Below are 18600 nucleotides of genomic sequence, written 5' to 3' on the forward strand. Positions count from 1 at the left end.
ACCTACCCGACCGACTTGACGAGCTCGTCGATCGCGTACGGCATGGAGAGCAGGGTGCCTTGCGAGATGGCCGCGCCGACGGCCGGGCCCTCGCTGTCCGGCAGGTAGGCCACCTTGCCGTTCTTGACCGCGTCCAGGTTGGTGAACAGCTTGAACTTCTTCAGCGCCGCCGTGTCCGCCTTGTCGTTGATGACGAAGATGCGGTCGACGTCGACCAGGTCGATGCGTTCGGGTGAGAGCTTGGTGTAGAAGCTGCCGCCCGCGACCTTGTCGATCTCGGTCCGGTACTGGAAGCCGATGCCCGACACCAGTCGTCCGCGCACGTCGGTGGAGGTGAACGGCGCCACCGAGTTCTCGTACCAGGACAGCGCGACGGCGGTTTCCTTGCCGAAGGCGGGGTGTTCCTTCTTGGCCGTGGCGAGCTGGTCCTGCACGTCCGCGATCATCTTCTCGCCCTCTTCGGCCTTGCCGAGGGCCTTGGCGATCTGCAGGGCGTTGTCCTGCCAGGGCGCGCTGAAAGGCTCCTTCTCGGCCTTGGTGCGGCCCACCGTCGGGGCGATCCTGGAGAGCTTGTCGTAGGCGGCCCGGTCGACCTCGGAGTAGACCGCGATGATCAGGTCGGGGCGCAGGGCGGCGATCTTCTCGTAGTTGGGGCCGGAGTCGCCGTTCTTCATGACGACCTCGGGCCGGGTGCTGCCCCACTTGTCCTTCACCCAGGGCCACTGGGTGTTGATGTCGGGGCTCTTGCCCGCCGGGTTCGGGTACTGGTCGACCATGCCGACCGGCTTGGTCCCGAACGCCAGGACGGTCTGGTCGTCCGTGTAGCCGACGGTGACGACCCGTTCGGGGGCCTTGGTGATCTTTGTGGATCCGAACGCGTGCTCCACCGTGACCGGGAACGCGCCGCCGGCGGTCGAGTTGCCGCTGCTCGCCTTGTCCGCGGAGTCGGACGAGTCGGAGCCGCATCCCGCGAGGAGGCCGACGCCGAGCGTGGCGGCGGACAGGGCGGCCGCCCACCGCCGGGGCTTGGTCCGCGTCGTTCTGGTGAGGAGCATCCGCTTTCCCCTTGCTTTCGCGCTGTCCACTGCGCCCCCGTCTAAGGGCAGGCAAACCTTAGCGTGAGCGGATGAGGTTAGCCTAGCCTAACTACTCCAACATTCGTGTGATCTAGGGCAGTTGAACGTGGGCGCGGCCGATGGGCACGATGAGCGGCCGGTCACCGACCGGGTCGTCGATCACCTTGGCGCGCAGGCCGAACGCCTCGTGCAGCAGCTCGGCGGTGATCACGTCACGCGGGTGCCCCTGCGCCAGGATCGAACCGTCCCTCATCACCACGAGGTTGTCGCTGTAGCGCACGGCCAGGTTGAGGTCGTGCAGCACCATGACCACGGTGCACCCCGACTCGTGCAGGTCGTCGACCAGGTCGAGCACGTCGATCGCGTGCGCCAGATCCAGGTAGGTGGTCGGCTCGTCCAGCAGCAGCAGGTCGGTCCCCTGGGCCAACGTCATGGAGATCCAGACGCGTTGACGCTGTCCCCCGGACAGGGAGTCCACCGGGCGGTCGCCCAGGTCGGCCACCCCGGTCATGGCCAGCGCGCGCTCCACGACTGCGGCGTCGTCCGACGACCACTGCCGCAGCCAGCTCTGATGCGGATGGCGGCCCCTGGCGACCAGGTCGGACACCGTCAGCCCGTCCGGCGCGACCGGCGCCTGCGGCAGCAGGCCGAGCTTCTTCGCGACGTCCCTGGTCCGGAGCCTGCCGATGTCGTCGCCGTCCAGGACGACCGTGCCCCTGGCCGGCTTGAGCAGCCGTGACAAGGTCCGCAACAGGGTCGACTTCCCACAGCCGTTGGGACCGATGATCGTGGTCACGACCCCGGACGGGATCGCCACGTCGAGGTCCTCGATGACCGTCCGGGCGCCGTACCCGACCGTGACGCCCCGGGCCTCCAGCCGTGCGGCGTCGACGACTCCGGACTCGATCTCGGTTGTTGTCGTGTGCTGAGCGCCCACAAGTCCCCCTCCGTTCACGCTTCCTGACCTTTGTACCGGCTATCTGAGGTTCGCCCGAACCAGCAGATACACGAGGAAGGGGCCGCCGATCGCGGCGGTGACCACACCGACCGGGAGGCTGATCGGCAGTGCCGTGCGCGCGACCAGATCCGCACCGGTCAGCAGCAGGGCTCCGACCACCCCGGATGCCACCATCGGCGGTGTGGGGCACCTGGCCAGCCGCATGGCCACCTGCGGCGCCACCAGCGCGACGAACGGGACCGGTCCGGCCGCGCTCACCGCCACACCGGCCAGCAGCACGGCGCACAGCAGCAGGACCGCACGCACCCGCGTGTACCGGACGCCCAGACCCGCCGCGACGTCGTCCCCGAGGTGCATCGGCTTGAACTGGAAGGCGGCACACGCCACGACGACGAGGAGGACGAGCGTGCCCCAGAGCGCGATACGGACCTCGCCCCAGGACCGGTCGTCCAGCGAGCCGACCAGCCACGCCTGGGCCCGGGCCACGTCCCTGATGTCGGCCGTGGCCAGCAGCCAGGTCGTGATCGCCTCCATCACGGCGCTCACCGAGATGCCGATGAGGATGAGCCGGAAACCGTCGATCCCGCGCCGCCACGCCAGGAAGTACACCAGCAGCCCCGTGCCCAGTCCGCCCGCGAGCGCCGCCGCGGACAGGCCGACGGAGTCGACGATCGCCGAGGCGGCCCCGCCCGAGACCGTCACCAGGAACACGGCGACCGCACCGGCGCCCCCGGTGATCCCCAGAATGTCCGGGCTGGCGAGCGGATTGCGTGCGACGGACTGCGTGATCGCTCCGGACACCCCCAGCGCGATCCCCACGACGAGTCCGGCCAGGGCACGTGGCATCCGCAGGTCCATGATGACGAACTGGTCGACCTGCTCGCCCCGGCCGAGCAGAGTGGCGATCACCTGCGGCAGTCCGATGGGAAAGTCGCCGACGCCGATGGACAGGCAGAAGACCAGGAAGGCCGCCGCCGCCAGCAGCAGGGTGACGAGGACGACCCAGGGCCGCCAGACGAACGACACCCCTGCGAAGCGCACGCCCGGCGCCACCGCTGCCTTCACATCCGCCCCGTTCGGCCGCACACCCGTTCCGTTCATGCGTTCTTGAACTTTCCGCGCCACACCAGCCCCGCGAAGAACGGGGCACCCAGGAGAGCGACGAGGACACCCGCGTCCAACTCGCCCGGCCGCACCACCAGCCGGCCCACGATGTCGCAGACCAGCAGGACGACGGCCCCGAGCAGACCGGCGTACGGCACCAGCCAGCGATAGTCCGGCCCCGTCAGATGGCGGGCCACGTGCGCGACCATGAGCCCGAGGAACGCGATGGGCCCGCAGGCCGCCGTCGCCGCGCCCGCCAGCAGCGTGATGGCGGTGATGCCGACGGTCCGGCTGAGCGCGATGTTGACCCCGAGGCCCCGGGCCACGTCGTCACCCAGGTTGAGCAGGTTGATGGCGGGCAGCGTGGTCAGCGCCAACACCAGCCCGGCCGCGATGAAGCCGGTCACCGGCCAGATGACGTCGAAGCCGACGCCGGCCACCGAGCCCGCGTTCCAGAACCGCAGCGCGTTCAGGGACTCCTGGTCCGACAGTGCGACCGCCGTGGTCATCGCCGCGAGGAACACCGCGACCCCTTGCCCGGCCAGGGCGAGCGTCAGCGGGTTGCCGGCTCCCCTGCCGATGCTCGCCAGCCCGAACACGACGACGCCGGCCGCCGCGGCCCCCAGGAAGGCGAACCAGACGTACTGGAACGGGTCGGTGAGCCCGAACAGCGCGATCACCGACACCACGGCGAACGAGGCTCCGGTGTTCACCCCCAGCAGGCCCGTGTCGGCGATCGGGTTGCGCGTGTATCCCTGGATCAACGCCCCGCCGACCCCCAGGGCGATGCCCGCCACGATCGCGAGCACCGTCCGGGGCACCCGTACGGTCTGGACGATGAGCCTGATCTCGGTGTGCCGCTGGTCGGAGTCGGGCGCCGCGAAGAGCCCGTGCCACACCTCGGCGGGGCTCAACGCGCGGGCACCGACGGCCAGCGAGACCGCTCCCGCGATCACGAGGACCACCACCAGCGTGCACAGACCCACGACCCGTCGCCGGCGGGCCGGTGTCCTTCCCCTGAGCGCGGGGCGCTCGACTGCGGTCGTGCCCATGTCGACGTACGTCATCCCTTTGGCTGCGGTCTAGCGGGCGGTGCTGCCGGTCCCGTCGGCGACCGTGCGGGCCTCGGCGGCAGCGGACGCGAGGCCCCGGTCGAGCAGTGAGTCGAGGATCTCGCCGACCCTGACGGCGGTGTTGGACAGCAGGGACGACGTGATGCCGTGGGTGTGCTCCGTGCCGCCCTGCAGATAGATGCCGCAACGCAGGCGGGGGTCGGTCGCGATGCGGTAGTCGCGCTCGACACGGACGCGGCCGGCGTCGTCGCGGAGGCAGTGGTCGGCGACCTCGCCGAGGAGACCGAGCGGGTCGGCCGGGCTGTAGCCGGTGGCGAAGACCACGACGTCGGCGTCGAGCGGCGTCTCGTCGCCCGTGACGAGGGACGTGACCGTGGCGCGGACCTTGGCCGGCGTCTCCTTGACCTCGGTGAGCCGTGACACGTTGAGGAAGCGGAGCCGCTCGGTGCCGAGGACCTGCTCCCGGTACATCTGCCGGTACAGGTCGTCGATCAGGTCGATGTCCACCACGGAGTAGTTCGTGTTGCCGTGGTAGTCCATGAGCCGGCGTTTGACGTTCTCCGGCGCCGCGAAGTACTCGTCGACGGCGGCGGGGTCGAAGATCCGGTTGGCGAAGCTGCTGTCGTCGGCCGGGCTGTAGCCGTAGCGGGAGAAGACCGCGCAGATCTCGGCCTCGGGGAAGCGGCGGTGCAGGTAGGCGACGTTCTCGGCGGCGCTCTGGCCCGCGCCCACGACGACGAACCGGGAGGGCGCTGTGCCGTCCAGCTCGTCGACCCTCGCCAGCAGCTCGGAGTTGTGCCAGACGCGGTCGCCACGCTCCACGCCCTCCGGCATGAGGGGACGCAGTCCGGTGCCGACGACGAGGTTGCGGGCCCGGTGGACCATGAGACCCTCCCCCGACCGGACCGTCACCTCCAGGTGCTCCACGGCGCCGTCCCGGACGACCGGCGTGACGCCGACGACCTCGTGACCGTAGGAGACCATGTCCTCGACCTGGGCCGCGGCCCACTCGAAGTAGTCGTGGAACTCCACCCGCAGCGGGAAGAGGTTCTTGTGGTTGATGAAGTCGATCAGCCGTCCCTTGCTCTTCAGGTAGCAGAGGAAGCTGAACTCGCTGGCCGGGTTCCGGAGCGTCACCAGGTCCTTGAGGAAGGAGACCTGCATGGTGGCGTCGTCGATGAGCATGCCGCGGTGCCAGCCGAAGGAGGGCTGCTGCTCGAAGAAGCGGGCGGTGATCACCTCCTGCTCCGCGGCCTGTGCGTTGTGCTCGCCGATCGCGATCGCCATGGCCACATTGGACGGCCCGAAGCCGATGCCGATGAGGTCGTGTACCGGTGTTGCGTCACCAGGAAGAACCCGTGACATGTCTCTCCCATCGTGCGGGGCGGTCGCCTGTCAGGCGTGGGGAAAGTACGAGGAGCGGGCACGCCGACGGAGCGGCAAACCGAAAACTTAGGTGAGCCTAAGCTCTCAAGTGCGCGGCCACAAGGGCCTGTTGTGCACTAAGGCAAGCCTTGCTTTACTTGCCCTCGGTTCATCCCTGCCCTGAGGAGGAAGCCCATGCGGGTCGTCATGTTCGGCTACCAGACCTGGGGGCATCGCACCCTGCAAGCCCTTCTGGACTCCGAACACGACGTGGTCCTCGTGGTGACACATCCCAAGAGCGAGCACGCGTACGAGAAGATCTGGAGCGACTCCGTCGCCGACCTCGCGGAGGAGCACGGCGTCCCGGTGGTGATCCGCAACCGCCCGGACGACGACGAGTTGTTCCAGCGCCTCAAGGAGGCCGACCCGGACATCATCGTGGCGAACAACTGGCGGACCTGGATCCCGCCGCGCATCTTCGGCCTTCCGCGCCACGGCACCCTGAACGTGCACGACTCGCTGCTGCCGAAGTACGCCGGGTTCTCCCCGCTGATCTGGGCCCTGATCAACGGCGAGTCCGAAGTGGGCGTCACGGCGCACATGATGAACGACGAACTCGACGCCGGCGCCATCGTCCGGCAGGAGGCGGTGCCGGTCGGGCCGGCGGACACCGCCACCGACCTCTTCCACAAGACCGTCGACCTCATCGCCCCGGTCACCATCGGCGCGCTCGCCCTGATCGCCTCGGGGCAGACGGAGTTCACCGAGCAGGACCGGTCACAGGCCAGCTTCTTCCACAAGCGGTCCCTCGAGGACAGCCGCATCGACTGGACCTGGCCGGCGGAGGACCTCCAGCGCTTGGTCCGCGCCCAGTCCGAGCCCTACCCCAGCGCCTACGCCTTCCACAAGGGCAAGCGACTCGAGGTCCTCGCCGCCGTGGTCTCCGAGGGACGCTACGGCGGTACGCCCGGCCGCATCTTCTATCGCGAGGGCGACGGCGTGGTCGTCGTCGCGGGAGCCGACGCCCGCACCGGCCGCAACCACGGCCTGGCCATCACACGCGTACGGACCGAGGACGGCCGGGAGTTGGGCGCCACGGAGTACTTCACGTCCATGGGCGGTTATCTCACCAGCCATCCCTGAGCACGTCGGCCTGGGCTCGCGCGCAGGACCACGCGGACATCCCCTGCAGGGCGGCGAGGCGCCTGGCCACGGAGATCTGCTCCTTGCGCGTGGCCAGGTCGGCGCGCGGGGCGTACTTCAGTCCACCGGCGGCGACCCAGCTGGACTGTTTGAACTGCAGGCCGCCGTAATGGCCGTTGCCGGTGTTCGCCTTCCAGTTGCCGCCGGACTCGCAGGCGGCGATGGCGTCCCAGTCGGTCCCGGACGGAAGGGGCGGCAGAGCTTCCGCCCTGGTGGCAACACCCAATATCGCGGCGGTCACCAGCAGCACGAGTGCCGGACTCAGCCTGCGGCGGCGACAGTCGCGCGTACTGATCGTTTCGGCGTTCTGTGACGAAATCATAGATAGACCGTTGCACCGCGTTGTGCCAGCGGCGATTTGAGAGCGAGGACTCCTACGCCAAAAGGCTGCACCGCCGAGGCGGCCACGAGCACTATGCCGCCTCACGGGACGGTGCCAGGGCCCAGCGGATCCCCGCGGTCACCGCTGTGCCGAGCGGGCGGACGCACGGACCCTCCAGAACGGGAAGCCGTGGCAGCCACAGCGCACGCGAGGCCCAGAGCGGCAGGAGGGAGACGGCGTTGGCGGCGATGACGCCGTACGGAAGACGGGCGAGGAACGGGACGGGCGGATTCAGCAGCAGGAAACGGGCCGAGCTGCGCGCTTCGTCGGTGGCGCGCAGCTCACCGCGGTAGGCGGCCAGGCGCGCGGTGAGTTCGGCGACGTCCGCCGGCGGGTCCGGGACGCCGAGCGCCGTGGCGACGCGCGCCATGTCGGCCACATAGGCGTCGCATTGCTCGTCGTCGAGGGGATGCGCGCCGTAGCGCTGATGGGCGCGCAGGAAGCTGTCGGTCTCGGCGACGTGCACCCAGCACAGCAGGTGCGGGTCCGCGGCGGAGTACCGCTGGCCGTCGGCGGTCGTGCCGCGCACCGTCTCGTGGACGGCCCGTACCCGGTCGCAGGCCTCCTGAGCGCTCCGGGCGGGCCCGTAGGTGGTGACGGCCAGGAAGGTACTGGTCCGCTGGAGCCGTCCCCACGGATCTCCGCGGAAGCCCGAGTGCCCGGCCACGGCGGCCATGGCCAGTGGATGGAGCGACTGGAGCAACAGGGCCGACAGGCCGCCGATGAACATGGCGGCATCCCCGTGCACCCTCCTGACGGGCCGCTCGGGGCCGAACCAGCGCGGGCCGGGTGTGCCGTGGATCCGCGTTCGGTTCTCCGTGCCTTCCGGGCCCGCCACACGGGAGAAGATCTCGTTGCCGAGCCAGTCGCGCAGCGAGGGGCCGCCTTCCGGGACGAGTCTCCTGGACATCGCGCCCTCCTTACCTGGGCGACGGTGGGGTTCGGTCCGCCTATGACTCCTTCTGCCCCGGGTCCCCCCACGGAGACATCCCGACGCACATCGGTTGTCCCCAGCTGCCAGGGGGCTGATCTGGGCGCCGAACAGGTGCGTTACATTTTGCTTCTCCTTGACCGCGATCATTCACGATCTCTCATGCTACGGAGCCGCGCACCCATGAGCGACATCGTCAACGGGCTCGGCAGGGCCAGCGCTTACGGCGGGCTGGGTCTGGTCCTGCTGGTCCTCGGCATCGTCCTGGTCGACGTGCTGACGCCCGGAAAGCTCGGCCGGCAGATATGGGAGGAGCGCAACCGCAACGCCGCCATGGTGCTCAGCTCCGCGCTGCTCGGCATCGGTGGCATCGTGTTCACGTCCATCTGGACGACGTACGAGGACTTCGGCAAGGGGCTGGTGTCGACCGCGGCGTTCGGTCTGCTGGGTCTGGTGATGATGGCCGTGGCGTTCCTGGTGGTGGACCTGATCACGCCGGGGCGCCTGGGCGCGGCCCTGGTCGAGCCGGAGCCGCACCCCGCGGTCTGGGTGACGGCGTCCTGCAACCTCGCCGTGTCGGCCATCCTCTCGGCTTCCATCGCCTAGGGCCTGTCGTTCGGATCACGACGCAGACGCGGGGCCGGACGACAGGCTCTGGACGTCCGGCGGGCCGCCTCACCCGGAGAGTTCGGCCCGCCACGTCCGAGGCCACTCCCCCGACGCCGGCGGACCTCCCGTGATGCCGAGGTCACGCCGCGCGCTCGCCTAGAAGGCGTCACGCGCCGCACTCGCCGGCTGATGGGACTTGGTCCACATGCCGGCGTCCACCGGCCCCTCCCGCGAGCAACTCGGCGGTCCGGACCGCCTCGTGCCGGCGCCGCGCCGCCGCGATCGTCGCCGCGTCCCCGACGAGCGGGACGGACGTCTCGAAGCGTTTCTCGTCCCACCGCTCCTCCCGCTGCCGCTTCCACCGTCGACGCTCGGTCAGGCTCCGCACCGCGTACGAGCCCAGTGAACCGACCACGACGCCCGGCAGAGCGGGCAGTTGATCCAAGAGCGCCACGGTCCCTCCCCGATCGTTCCCCTGATGCCGCACGCGCATCGCTCCTCGACCTTTGACGGGGCCCCCTACCCGTCCACGCCGCGCGGCACGTCTGCGATCGGCGTCAGAGCCCAAAGCGAGCCGAGGGGCAAATAGTGCGCGAAGCGCGCGACAACCCTTGCGCGATTCGCGCAGCCATGCGAGCGTTCCCCTGCACCGTCGCCCATCACCCAGCGGACGGCGATGCAGCATGCGCATTCCGCGCAGACGGCGCACGTCAGACGCATATCCCCGGCACCACTGGCACCGCTGGCATCACCCGCCCCGGAAGGAATCGACGTGACCGTCGGCATCGCTCTCCCGCACGTCCCCGTCCCGCTGTCCCGTCTCGTCCTGGGCACGATGACCTTCGGCGACACCGCGGACCGCACGACGGCCGCGTCGATGCTGGACACCGCGCTCGACGCGGGCATCACGGGCGTGGACACCGCGGGCGGCTACGCGGGCGGCGAGAGCGAGCGCATCCTCGCCAAACTCCTGCCCGGCCGCCGCGACCGGCTGGTCCTCGCCACCAAGGCCGGCATCCCGCACCCCGACCAGGGCGACCACGCGCCGCTCTCCCCCGAGGCCCTGCGCGCCGCGCTCGACGGCAGCCCGGGGCGCCTGGGCACCGACCACGTCGACCTCCTCTACCTGCACCAGCCGGACCCGCGACGCCGATCGCCGAAACCCTGGCGACCGTCGCCGAGTTCGTGCGGGAGGGCAAGGTACTCGCGCTCGGCGTCTCCAACTTCGCGGCCTGGCAGATCGCCGAGCTCAGCCGCGTGGCCGCCGAGGTCGGCGCGCCCCGCCCGGTCGTCGCCCAGCAACCGCACAACCCGCTCGCGCGGCGAATCGAGGAAGAGTACGTCGAGTACGCGGCCGTCACCGGTCTGCGCACGATGGTCTACAACCCGCTCGGCGGCGGTCTGCTCACCGGCCGCCACACCTTCGAACAGGCCTCGGACAGCGGCCGCTTCGGTGATCCCGAGCCGGTCGCGATGTACCGCGAGCGCTACTGGAACGAGGATCTGTTCCGCGCCGTCACCGACCTCACCCGTATCGCCTCCGACGCGGGCATGCCGCTGACCGCCCTCGCCCTGCGCTGGCCGCTGGACCGCCCCTCCACCGACGCACTGCTCCTCGGCGGTTCGAAGGTCGAGCACCTCAAGGCCGACATCGCCGCCGCCGCGGAGGGAGAACTGTCCGCCGAGGTGCTGGCCGCCTGCGACGAGGTGGGCGCCCGCCTGCGCGGCCCGACGCCGGCCTGCAACCGCTGAGACCTCCCCACCCCGACCGTCACGGAGATTACGGAGACCTTCATGGCAACCGGCCGCACCTCAGCCGAGTTCACCGCCGCTCTGCGCGCCCGCGAACGGCTCATCGGCTACTGGTCCCTGCTCGACTCGCCGATCGCCGCCGAGCGCCTCGCCCGCATCGGCTACGACTACCTCGCCTTCGACGCGCAGCACGGACTCTTCGGCTACCAGGGCATGCTGAGCAACCTTCTGGCCACCGACACCAAGGGCAGTACCGCCGTCGGCGTGGTGCGCGTGGAGGCCAACGACCTCACCTACATCGGCAAGGCGCTCGACGCGGGCGCGACCGCCGTCATCGTCCCGCTGATCGACACCGCGCAGGACGCCGCCGACGCCGTGGCCGCCGTCCGCTACCCGCCGCTGGGCCGCCGCTCCTACGGCCCGATGCGCGCCCAGCTCCGCATCGGGCCCGACCCGGCCGGAACCCACGCCCAGACCGCCGTCCTCGCGATGATCGAGACGGCCGACGGCCTCGCCAACGTGGAGGAGATCTGCGCGACGCCCGGCCTCGACGGCATCTACGTCGGCCCGTCCGACCTGCGCCTGGCCATCGGCGGCGCGACATCCACCGACCCGTCCGTACAGGAGGAGTTCGAGCACGCGCTGGCCCGCATCAGCAAGGCGGCCGAGGCGGCGGGCATCGCGGCCGGCATCCACAACGCCGACGGCGCGAGCGCGGCCCGCCGCCTCGCCGAGGGCTTCACCTTCGCCTCGGTCGCGGCCGACGTCGTCCACCTGCAACAGGTCGCCACGTCCCACCTCGACGCGGCGCGCGGGGCGAACTGATGCCGACCACGCTCATCACGACGCCCACCTTCGCACGGCATTCGGCGCGCCCCTGGCAGATCCTCGAGGAGTCCGGGGCCGGACCGCTCCGCCCCTGCGCCGACGGGCCCCTGCCCACCGCCGAACTGTTCGCCCACGCCCCCGAGGCGGACGCCCTGATCGTCGGCATGGACCCCGTCACCGCCGAGGTGCTGGCCGCCGCCCCCCGCCTCAAGGTGATCGCCAAACACGGTGTCGGCGTGGACACCATCGACGTCGGCGCCGCCCACGCCCGCGGCATACCGGTGGTGTGCGCACCGGGCAGCAACTCCCGCGCGGTGGCCGAGTACAGCTTCGGCCTGCTGCTGTCGGCGACGCGCTCCCTCACCGCCTCGCACACCGCGGTGGCGGCGGGCGGCTGGCCGAAGCTGTTCGGCCCCGAACTGCACGGCAAGACCCTCGGCATCGTCGGCTTCGGCCGCATCGGCCGACTGCTCGCCGGCTACGCCCACGCCTTCGGGATGCGCGTGCTCGCCCACGACCCGTACGTCCCGGGCGACGACGTCCGTGCGCACGGCGCCGAACCGGCCGGCCTGGACGACCTGCTGGCCCGCGCCGACGCCGTCAGCCTGCACACCCCGCCCGACCCGTCCGGCACGCCGCTGCTGGACGGCGCCCGTCTCGCGGCGATGCGGCCAGGCGCGATCCTGGTCAACGCGGCACGCGGCGGCCTCGTCGACGAGAACGCGCTGGCCCACCTGCTGCGTTCCGGGCACCTCGGGGCCGCGGCCCTCGACGCCTTCAGCACCGAGCCCCTGCCCGCCGGACACCCCCTGCGCGAGGCTCCCCGGACCCTCCTCACCTCCCACATGGCCGCCTGCACCCCGGAGGCCAACCAGGCCATGGGCGTGATGGTGGCCGAGGACGTCGTCCGCGTACTGGCGGGCGAGGCACCCCACCACCAGGCCCGCTGAGCCCCGCCGTTGTCGGCCCGGCCGACTCCGATCACGCCCCCCACGACACACCTCTGTCCCCGTACCGGATACCGGTGACGACGCCGGAAGATCCCTAGGACCTGACATGGCCATCACGTCGACCGACGGCGCCGCCGCGGCGCCGCCCCCCGCGCAGCCCGACCCGTACGCGCTGCGCGCCGAAGACGCCCGCCCGGCCCCCGACACCTTCCGCGGCCGCCTGCGCCATCTCGGCCCCGGGCTCATCCTGTCCGCCGCGGTCGTCGGCTCCGGCGAACTGATCACCACCACCTCGCTCGGCGCGAAGGCGGGTTTCGCCCTGCTGTGGCTCGTGATCATCTCCACCGCGGTCAAGGTCTGGGTGCAGATGGAGCTGGCCCGCTGGACCATCCTCAACGGCCGCCCCGCGCTGGACGGCTTCCGCGACGTCGGACCCCGCATCGGCCGCCTCAGCTGGATCAACTGGCTCTGGATCGGCATGGACTTCGCCAAGATGTTCCAGCGCGGCGGCATCATCGGCGGCACCGCTGCCGCCTGCTCCATCCTCTTCCCCCTCCACGGCGGGTCGCTGAGCGGCACATCCCTCACGATCTGGGCCGTGATCGTCACCGCCGCCGCCATCCTCATCCTCCAGACGGGCAAGTACCACGTCGTCGAGCGGGCCGAGGTCATCGGCATCACGCTCAAGACGGTGATCACCGTCGGCCTGGCGCTAGCCCTGCCGCTCACCGCCTACGGGTACGGGACCGAGCAGCTCGCGGACGGGCTCAGCTTCCAGATCCCGGCCGGCACGGTCGGTATCGCCCTCGCCATGTTCGGCATCACCGGCGTCGGCGCCGACGAGATGACGACCTACACCTACTGGTGCCTCGAAAAGGGCTACGCCCGCTGGACCGGCCCCGACGACGGGACCGAGCAGCGCGCCCGGCGCGCCGAGGGCTGGCTCAAGGTCATGCGGCTCGACGTGGGCGTCTCGTGGCTCGTGTGCACCGTCTGCACCCTGTCCTTCTACGTCATCGGCGCCTCCGTGCTGCATCCGCAGGGCCTGGTGCCCGAGGGCAACGACATGATCACCACGCTGTCGCACAGCTACACCGACACGCTCGGTCCTTGGGCCGAGTACCTCTTCCTGGCCGGCGCGATCTCCGTGCTCTTCTCGGTCACCGTCGCCTCGTCGGCCAGCGTCCCGCGACTGTGGACCAACACGCTCGGCCTGCTCGGCGCGATCGACTGGACCGACCTGCGGGTCCGCACCCGCACCATCCGGATCCTCACCTGGTGCCTGCCCCCGGTGTGGATGTGCTTCTTCCTGTGGGTCCAGTCCCCGGTCCTGATGGTGCAGATCGGCGGCATCGGCGGCGGCATCTTCCTCCTCGCCGTCGTGATCGCGGTCTGGCGACTGCGTTACACCGGCGTCCCGCCCCGCTTCCGAGCCAACCCCTGGATGACCGCCGCCCTCGTCCTCAGCAGCGCGGCGATTCTCTTCCTCGGGGTCTACGCGGTGCTCGACACCCTGGGCCTCACACCGGGCGCCTGAACCAGCCGCGCGCGTCGCCGCCGCGGGCCGGGGGTTCTCGGCCCGTGCGGTACACCGGTTCCGGGGCCGGCCCCGACTCATGGTCCGGGGCCGGCTGCCTGACGTGACGTCAGGGCAGCGGCGCCAGCACGACGCCACAGGAGGATGATTCCGAAGAAGGCCGGGAGCGTCAGCCACTCCCGTGACGGGCAGCTCGTGTCCGAGCCGAGGGACGTCGTCGAACCTGACGTCACCGGATGGCTCACCCGGTCCGCTGGTTGTTGTTTCACCTTTTGCTCCGTCAACTGCCTCTGAGCTCGCCGTTCCGTGGCCCGAGGAGGACGATGGAAGCAGAGGCACCCGGCGCCGCGGACCCGCCGTGAGTTCGCGCGGCCGGTGCGAGGAGGTCGTCATGGCCCGTATCGCTTCCGCCATCAAGTCACGGTTGCCCGACACCATCCGGCTCGCCGGAACCCACGCGGGAAACCACCCCTGGAAAATCCAGCTGGTCGAACATCCGGGGCGCAAGGAGTCGTCGTTCTTCCGGGCCGCGAAGGCGACGGTGAAGAAGATCCTCGAGGAAACGAGCGACGAGGACCTGCCCTACGGCCCCCGGCCCACCGGATCCGAGCACTGGGAGATGCACCACGGCGGCAGCCTGTGGGTGAAGGGGCGGGACGGCTGGCGCATGTACCGCGCCAAGGCCGGCATCGAGTGGAGCATGCAGTTCTGCGCGGACCCGGAGAAGGTCGACCGGCTGCGCCTGCTCGCGGCCGAACTCGTGGACGCCTTTCCCCTCACCCTGCCCGCCCTCGATGCACTGGGATACGAGGAGGCACGCGAGCTGCTGCGCAGGCCGATCACGGACGCCGACGGAGTCGAGGCGTGGACCGACTCCCTCTTCAACTCGTGCGTACCCCTGAACCGCGGGGACCACCAGGGAATCCTGCCCCGGAGCCCCGGCGAACACCACTATCCCTGGCCGGTCAAGGGCGCGGACTACTTCCGCTACTCCGACTTCAAGCTGTGGGTGACCCTGCCCGACGGCACCCATGGCGCCGTGGCCCCGGTGGGCAGGCGGGGCTCGGGCGACGGCCGGGTCCGTCTGTTGCACGCCCCGGAGGACAGCAAGGCGGCCAGCACCCTCGCTCAGGCGCAGGAGTTGCGGGAGATTGCCGTGCTGCCGTCCGACAGTCCTGTCGCGCTGGAGGCGTTCGAGATGCAGATCGCCCGGGCGGACGGGACACAGCCCAACGGCACACAGCCCAACGGCACACAGCACGACGGAGGACCGCGACGCGGCGGACGGCGGCACGCCTAGGCAAGGAGCGCGACGATGGCACGCAAGATCGTCATCTGCCTGGACGGGACCGGCAACCAGGTCGGCGCCCGCCACCCGACCAATGTGGTCCGGCTCTACGAGATGCTGCGCGCGGACGACCCCGCTCAGCAACTCCTGTACTACGACCCGGGCGTCGGCACCATGTCGTCGGCCGTCGCACGCGGACCGGCGAGCCGCTGGTTCTCCCGCGTGAGCGGACTGGCCTTCGGCACGGGCCTCAAGACGAACCTCGCCGAGGCCTACACCTTCCTGATGCGGCACTGGCAGCCGGGCGACGAGGTGTACGTCTTCGGCTTCAGCCGCGGCGCCTACACCGCCCGGGCCCTGGTGGGCATGCTGAACAAGCCGGGCCTGATGCGCCCCGGTTCGCAGAACCTCGTTCCGTACGCCGTCGCCAAGTACGCCTTCAACCAGGACATCGACAAGAGCATGGCGGAGGTCGCGCGCTTCTCGCACGCCTTCTGCCGGCGCACCGACGAGGAGCCGCTGTGGCGGGTGGTGAAGGACAACGCGAAGGTGGCCGGCCGTGCGAAGCAGGTCTCGCGCTACGCCCTTCCCGTCGCCTACCTCGGCATCTGGGACACGGTGAAGGCGGCGGGCATCCTGCGCCTGGGCAACCTGCGCTGGCCCTACACCCACCAACTGCCCAACGCCGCCCGCATCCGCCACGCCGTGTCCCTCGACGAGAAACGGCGCCCCTACCGCGAGTACGAGGTGACACCGCGTCCACCGGCCCTGCGGGACACAGCTCAGGAGGTGTGGTTCGCCGGGGTGCACTCCGACGTGGGCGGCACCTTCGAGCACGCCGCCAACGAGCCGCTGCTCTCGGCCATCACCCTCAAGTGGGTCACCGACGGCGTCTGCGACGACCTGCTGTTCCGCCCCGGCGCCTACGCCGAGTCCTGCACGCTCACCGAGGAGTTCGCGGTCGCGCCCCTGCACAAGAACGGCCCGCTCTGGATCCTCGTGGGCCGGCGCTCGCGTCCGGTGCCCGAGGGCGCGCGGGTGCACGCGAGCGTACAACTGCGGCGGCGGCACGACGCCGAGTACCAGCCCGGCCTGCGGGAGCCGACGGAGTGGGCCGACCTCGACTGGACCAAGCCGGCGGCGACACAGGGCGGCTGAAAACCTGTCCTCAGCCGCGCCGAACCGCGCCGAGCTGGGCCCGGTGCAGGCCGGGGGCGGTGAACCGCTGCGCCACCGTGCGCAGGACGCGGGCCATGGCCTGGGCGGGCGGGGTGGCGGGGCGGGCCGTGGCACGGGCGAGGAGGATGCGGCGGGTGGGCGCGGGTACGTCGGAGGCGAAGGGCAGGAGACGTACGTCGCTGCGGCGGCTGGTGAGTGCCAGACGGGGGGCGAGGGCGATGCCGAGCCCGGCGGCGACCATGGCCTGTGCCTCCTGGTAGTCGTGCGAGGAGTAGGCGATCCGCGGCTCGAATCCCGCCTGGCGACAGCTGCGACGCAGGACGTCGGCGACGGGGTGGTTGTCGGCGCGGATGATCCACTCCTGGTCGGCGAGGTCGGAGAGGCGCACGGAGGGATGGGAACGCAGGGGTGAGTCGGCGGGGACGACCAGCACCGTGGGGTCGTCCAGGAGGTGCGTGAGGGTGAGCGCCGGATCGTCGAGGCGGTTCCACTCGTAGTCCCAGAGCAGCCCCTGCTCCACCTCTCCGGTGTGGAGCATCTCCCGGAGCTCCGCGAGGACTCCGGCCCGTACCTCGATACGGATTCCGGTGTGCCGGCGACGGAAGCGGGTGAGCGCGAGGGGCAGCAGGGACGCGCTCGCCGTGGGGAAGGAACCGAGCCGCAGCGTGCCCTGGTCGAGGGCCGTGAAGGAGTCCAAGTCAGCTTGTGCCGCGCGCAGTTCACGGCGGATCGCCTGACCGCGCTCGGCCAGCGCGGCACCCGCCGGGGTGGGCCGGATCCCGCGTGGCAGCCGCTCGATGAGGGGCTGTCCGGCCTCCTGCTCCAGCAGGGACATCTGCTGGGAGGCGGCAGAGGTGGTCATGCCCAGCGCCTCCGCCGCGGCGGTGAGCGACCCGCGTTCGGTGGCCTCGGTGAGCAGCAGCAGTCGGCGCACGTTCAGCATGCCTCCGACTCTAGGCGACTTTAGCGGAGCTAAACCCATGTGAAGCGAACTGCGATTGTTCCGAAGTCACGCCTCTGCGAAGGTCTCCGCAATCGCCGAGCGGTTCACCGGCCCGCAATGCGCCCGTAACCACCGCCTCGGCCCTTCCCTCCCCTTCGTTGATCAAGGAAGAGCTCAGACGTGCACATTCCCGCGACCCTGGTGCGTGGCGGCACCAGCAAGTGCTGGCTGTTCAACCAGGTCGACGTCCCCGCCGGCCGGGGCGAACTGGAGAAGCTGCTGGTCTCCGCGTACGGCGCCACCGACCCCGTGGAACTGGACGGCGTGGGCGGGGCGACCCCCACCACCTCGAAGGCGGCGGTGGTGAGCGCCTCCCCCGAACCCGGCGTGGACGTGGACTATCTCTTCGCCCAGGTGGGCATCGGCACGGGCTCGGTCGAGTGGACGAGCAACTGCGGCAACTGCGCCACGGGGGTCGCGCTGTACGCGGTCGCAAAGGGCATGGTGCCGATCACGGGTGACCGGACTCGTGTGGTGATGCGCAACACCAACACCGGCGCGGTCCTCGAAGGGGTCGTGGACACCACCGGTGGCGTCGTTCACCACTTCGGCCGCCAGACCGTGCCCGGCACCCGTGCCGGCGGGGTCGCCGTCGGCCTCACCTTCCGCGATCCGGCCGGCGGCACCACCGGTTTACTGCTCCCCACCGGGCAGGCCGCGCAGGACCTGCCGGTCCCCGCCGCCGAGCCGGTACGGGTGAGCATGGTGGACGCCGGAGCCCCCGTCGTCCTCGTCGACGCCCCCGGCACCGGACGCACCGGCGCCGAGCCCCTGGAGCGGATGGGCACGGAGGTGCCCTGGTTGCGCACCGTGCGCCATACCGCCGCGCCGCTGATGGGGCTGCTCAAGCCGGGTGAGGAACCGGGCGACGCGGTGCCCAAGGTGGGCCTGGTGGGCCCGCCGGTGCCGTACACCACCACTCTCGGGGAGCAGATCGCGGCCGAGGACTACGACGTCTCGGTGCGCATGCTCAGCATGAACGCCCCGCACCCCGCGATCGGCCTGACCTCCGCCGTCGCCGTCGCGGCGGCCTGGCTCGTCGAGGGCTCCGTGGTCTGCCGGACCGCGGGCGGCCCGACCGAGGAATGGCTACGTCTCGGCACACCCGCCGGGATCGTCGCGGTCCGCTGCACCGACGTACGGGACGGCCTGCCGCGGCGGGTCACCGTGCAACGCGCGGCACGGCTGCTCGCCGACGCCCGTATCTACGTCCCGGAATCAAGCCGCGTCCACGTCCCGGAGACAGGCGGCACGCAAGCCGCCTGAACCGGGACGGACATCACCTCGGTCGGCCGGTCCCCCAGCCGCACGCACCGGGATACCCTCGCGCCCTCGGGGCGCGCCCCTCCCCATCGCACCAAG

17 protein-coding genes and 1 pseudogene are annotated in these 18600 nt (G+C 70.9%); 9 read left to right on the forward strand and 9 right to left on the reverse strand.

Annotated elements, in window-relative coordinates:
- Nucleotides 1-2: 2 nt before the first annotated feature.
- From ABEA82_RS15410 to ABEA82_RS15430, 5 genes are all read right to left on the reverse strand, one after another.
- Nucleotides 3-1055, reverse strand: coding sequence for an iron-siderophore ABC transporter substrate-binding protein (locus tag ABEA82_RS15410; RefSeq protein ID WP_345662033.1), 1053 nt, complete (start codon nucleotides 1053-1055; stop codon nucleotides 3-5).
- Between the two features lie 112 nt (nucleotides 1056-1167).
- Nucleotides 1168-2013 carry an ABC transporter ATP-binding protein gene (locus ABEA82_RS15415; protein ID WP_345662034.1) on the reverse strand — a complete coding sequence of 282 codons (846 nt, stop codon included), beginning with the start codon at nucleotides 2011-2013 and terminating at the stop codon, nucleotides 1168-1170.
- Between the two features lie 39 nt (nucleotides 2014-2052).
- A complete protein-coding gene (locus ABEA82_RS15420) occupies nucleotides 2053-3135 on the reverse strand; it encodes a FecCD family ABC transporter permease (RefSeq protein ID WP_345662035.1) in 1083 nt (360 codons plus the stop codon).
- On the reverse strand, nucleotides 3132-4190 hold the full coding sequence (locus ABEA82_RS15425) for a FecCD family ABC transporter permease (RefSeq protein WP_345662036.1): 1059 nt from the start codon (nucleotides 4188-4190) through the stop codon (nucleotides 3132-3134). The genes ABEA82_RS15420 and ABEA82_RS15425 overlap by 4 nt, the downstream gene beginning before the upstream one ends.
- Before the next feature lie 30 nt (nucleotides 4191-4220).
- Nucleotides 4221-5576 (reverse strand): lysine N(6)-hydroxylase/L-ornithine N(5)-oxygenase family protein, encoded by a 1356-nt coding sequence (locus ABEA82_RS15430; RefSeq protein ID WP_345662037.1) that lies wholly within the window; start codon nucleotides 5574-5576, stop codon nucleotides 4221-4223.
- A gap of 195 nt (nucleotides 5577-5771) precedes the next feature.
- Here ABEA82_RS15430 and ABEA82_RS15435 point away from each other — a divergent pair, with 195 nt between their 5' ends.
- Nucleotides 5772-6719 (forward strand): methionyl-tRNA formyltransferase, encoded by a 948-nt coding sequence (locus ABEA82_RS15435; protein ID WP_345662038.1) that lies wholly within the window; start codon nucleotides 5772-5774, stop codon nucleotides 6717-6719.
- Here the strand turns inward: ABEA82_RS15435 and ABEA82_RS15440 are convergent.
- On the reverse strand, nucleotides 6703-7101 hold the full coding sequence (locus ABEA82_RS15440) for a transglycosylase family protein (protein ID WP_345662039.1): 399 nt from the start codon (nucleotides 7099-7101) through the stop codon (nucleotides 6703-6705). The genes ABEA82_RS15435 and ABEA82_RS15440 overlap by 17 nt on opposite strands.
- 91 nt (nucleotides 7102-7192) lie before the next feature.
- Nucleotides 7193-8071, reverse strand: coding sequence for an oxygenase MpaB family protein (locus ABEA82_RS15445; protein ID WP_345662040.1), 879 nt, complete (start codon nucleotides 8069-8071; stop codon nucleotides 7193-7195).
- A gap of 204 nt (nucleotides 8072-8275) precedes the next feature.
- Between ABEA82_RS15445 and ABEA82_RS15450 the strand changes: the two genes are divergently transcribed.
- Complete coding sequence (locus ABEA82_RS15450) at nucleotides 8276-8698, forward strand: DUF350 domain-containing protein (protein ID WP_345662041.1); 423 nt, start codon at nucleotides 8276-8278, stop codon at nucleotides 8696-8698.
- A gap of 169 nt (nucleotides 8699-8867) precedes the next feature.
- Here the strand turns inward: ABEA82_RS15450 and ABEA82_RS15455 are convergent, their stop codons facing one another.
- The gene (locus tag ABEA82_RS15455; protein WP_345662042.1) at nucleotides 8868-9155 is read right to left on the reverse strand and encodes a hypothetical protein; all 288 of its coding nucleotides are present in this window, start codon (nucleotides 9153-9155) and stop codon (nucleotides 8868-8870) included.
- Between the two features lie 423 nt (nucleotides 9156-9578).
- Between ABEA82_RS15455 and ABEA82_RS15460 the strand changes: the two are divergent.
- The 6 genes and pseudogenes from ABEA82_RS15460 (at nucleotide 9579) to ABEA82_RS15485 (ending at nucleotide 16214) form a co-directional block, all read left to right on the forward strand.
- A pseudogene (locus ABEA82_RS15460) lies at nucleotides 9579-10453 on the forward strand (aldo/keto reductase).
- Nucleotides 10454-10495: 42 nt separating this feature from the next.
- The gene (locus ABEA82_RS15465; RefSeq protein ID WP_345662043.1) at nucleotides 10496-11278 is read left to right on the forward strand and encodes an HpcH/HpaI aldolase family protein; all 783 of its coding nucleotides are present in this window, start codon (nucleotides 10496-10498) and stop codon (nucleotides 11276-11278) included.
- Nucleotides 11278-12231, forward strand: coding sequence for a phosphoglycerate dehydrogenase (locus tag ABEA82_RS15470; RefSeq protein WP_345662044.1), 954 nt, complete (start codon nucleotides 11278-11280; stop codon nucleotides 12229-12231). Before ABEA82_RS15465 ends, ABEA82_RS15470 begins: the two co-directional genes overlap by 1 nt.
- A gap of 106 nt (nucleotides 12232-12337) precedes the next feature.
- On the forward strand, nucleotides 12338-13768 hold the full coding sequence (locus ABEA82_RS15475; RefSeq protein WP_345662045.1) for an Nramp family divalent metal transporter: 1431 nt from the start codon (nucleotides 12338-12340) through the stop codon (nucleotides 13766-13768).
- Nucleotides 13769-14159: 391 nt separating this feature from the next.
- A complete protein-coding gene (locus ABEA82_RS15480; RefSeq protein ID WP_345662046.1) occupies nucleotides 14160-15068 on the forward strand; it encodes a DUF6424 family protein in 909 nt (302 codons plus the stop codon).
- 15 nt (nucleotides 15069-15083) lie between these two features.
- Nucleotides 15084-16214 carry a DUF2235 domain-containing protein gene (locus tag ABEA82_RS15485; RefSeq protein WP_345662047.1) on the forward strand — a complete coding sequence of 377 codons (1131 nt, stop codon included), beginning with the start codon at nucleotides 15084-15086 and terminating at the stop codon, nucleotides 16212-16214.
- Between the two features lie 10 nt (nucleotides 16215-16224).
- Here the strand turns inward: ABEA82_RS15485 and ABEA82_RS15490 are convergent, their stop codons facing one another.
- A complete protein-coding gene (locus tag ABEA82_RS15490; protein ID WP_345662048.1) occupies nucleotides 16225-17178 on the reverse strand; it encodes a LysR family transcriptional regulator in 954 nt (317 codons plus the stop codon).
- A gap of 180 nt (nucleotides 17179-17358) precedes the next feature.
- On the opposite strand from ABEA82_RS15490, the gene ABEA82_RS15495 reads away from it, so the two are divergent.
- Nucleotides 17359-18504 carry a PrpF domain-containing protein gene (locus ABEA82_RS15495; protein WP_345662049.1) on the forward strand — a complete coding sequence of 382 codons (1146 nt, stop codon included), beginning with the start codon at nucleotides 17359-17361 and terminating at the stop codon, nucleotides 18502-18504.
- The last annotated feature ends 96 nt before the right edge of the window (nucleotides 18505-18600 follow it).

The organism is Streptomyces venetus, from assembly GCF_039540295.1.
GTDB classification, from domain to species: Bacteria; Actinomycetota; Actinomycetes; order Streptomycetales; family Streptomycetaceae; genus Streptomyces; species Streptomyces venetus.

Excerpts from the sequence above, each read along its gene's own strand:
- ABEA82_RS15410 (WP_345662033.1), bottom strand. The coding sequence starts at position 1,055 with ATGCTCCTCACCAGAACGACGCGGACCAAGCCCCGGCGGTGGGCGGCC.
- ABEA82_RS15420 (WP_345662035.1), bottom strand. The coding sequence starts at position 3,135 with ATGAACGGAACGGGTGTGCGGCCGAACGGGGCGGATGTGAAGGCAGCG.
- ABEA82_RS15425 (WP_345662036.1), bottom strand. The coding sequence starts at position 4,190 with ATGGGCACGACCGCAGTCGAGCGCCCCGCGCTCAGGGGAAGGACACCG.
- ABEA82_RS15430 (WP_345662037.1), bottom strand. The coding sequence starts at position 5,576 with ATGTCACGGGTTCTTCCTGGTGACGCAACACCGGTACACGACCTCATC.
- ABEA82_RS15435 (WP_345662038.1), top strand. The coding sequence starts at position 5,772 with ATGCGGGTCGTCATGTTCGGCTACCAGACCTGGGGGCATCGCACCCTG.
- ABEA82_RS15440 (WP_345662039.1), bottom strand. The coding sequence starts at position 7,101 with ATGATTTCGTCACAGAACGCCGAAACGATCAGTACGCGCGACTGTCGC.
- ABEA82_RS15445 (WP_345662040.1), bottom strand. The coding sequence starts at position 8,071 with ATGTCCAGGAGACTCGTCCCGGAAGGCGGCCCCTCGCTGCGCGACTGG.
- ABEA82_RS15450 (WP_345662041.1), top strand. The coding sequence starts at position 8,276 with ATGAGCGACATCGTCAACGGGCTCGGCAGGGCCAGCGCTTACGGCGGG.
- ABEA82_RS15465 (WP_345662043.1), top strand. The coding sequence starts at position 10,496 with ATGGCAACCGGCCGCACCTCAGCCGAGTTCACCGCCGCTCTGCGCGCC.
- ABEA82_RS15470 (WP_345662044.1), top strand. The coding sequence starts at position 11,278 with ATGCCGACCACGCTCATCACGACGCCCACCTTCGCACGGCATTCGGCG.
- ABEA82_RS15475 (WP_345662045.1), top strand. The coding sequence starts at position 12,338 with ATGGCCATCACGTCGACCGACGGCGCCGCCGCGGCGCCGCCCCCCGCG.
- ABEA82_RS15480 (WP_345662046.1), top strand. The coding sequence starts at position 14,160 with ATGGCCCGTATCGCTTCCGCCATCAAGTCACGGTTGCCCGACACCATC.
- ABEA82_RS15485 (WP_345662047.1), top strand. The coding sequence starts at position 15,084 with ATGGCACGCAAGATCGTCATCTGCCTGGACGGGACCGGCAACCAGGTC.
- ABEA82_RS15490 (WP_345662048.1), bottom strand. The coding sequence starts at position 17,178 with ATGCTGAACGTGCGCCGACTGCTGCTGCTCACCGAGGCCACCGAACGC.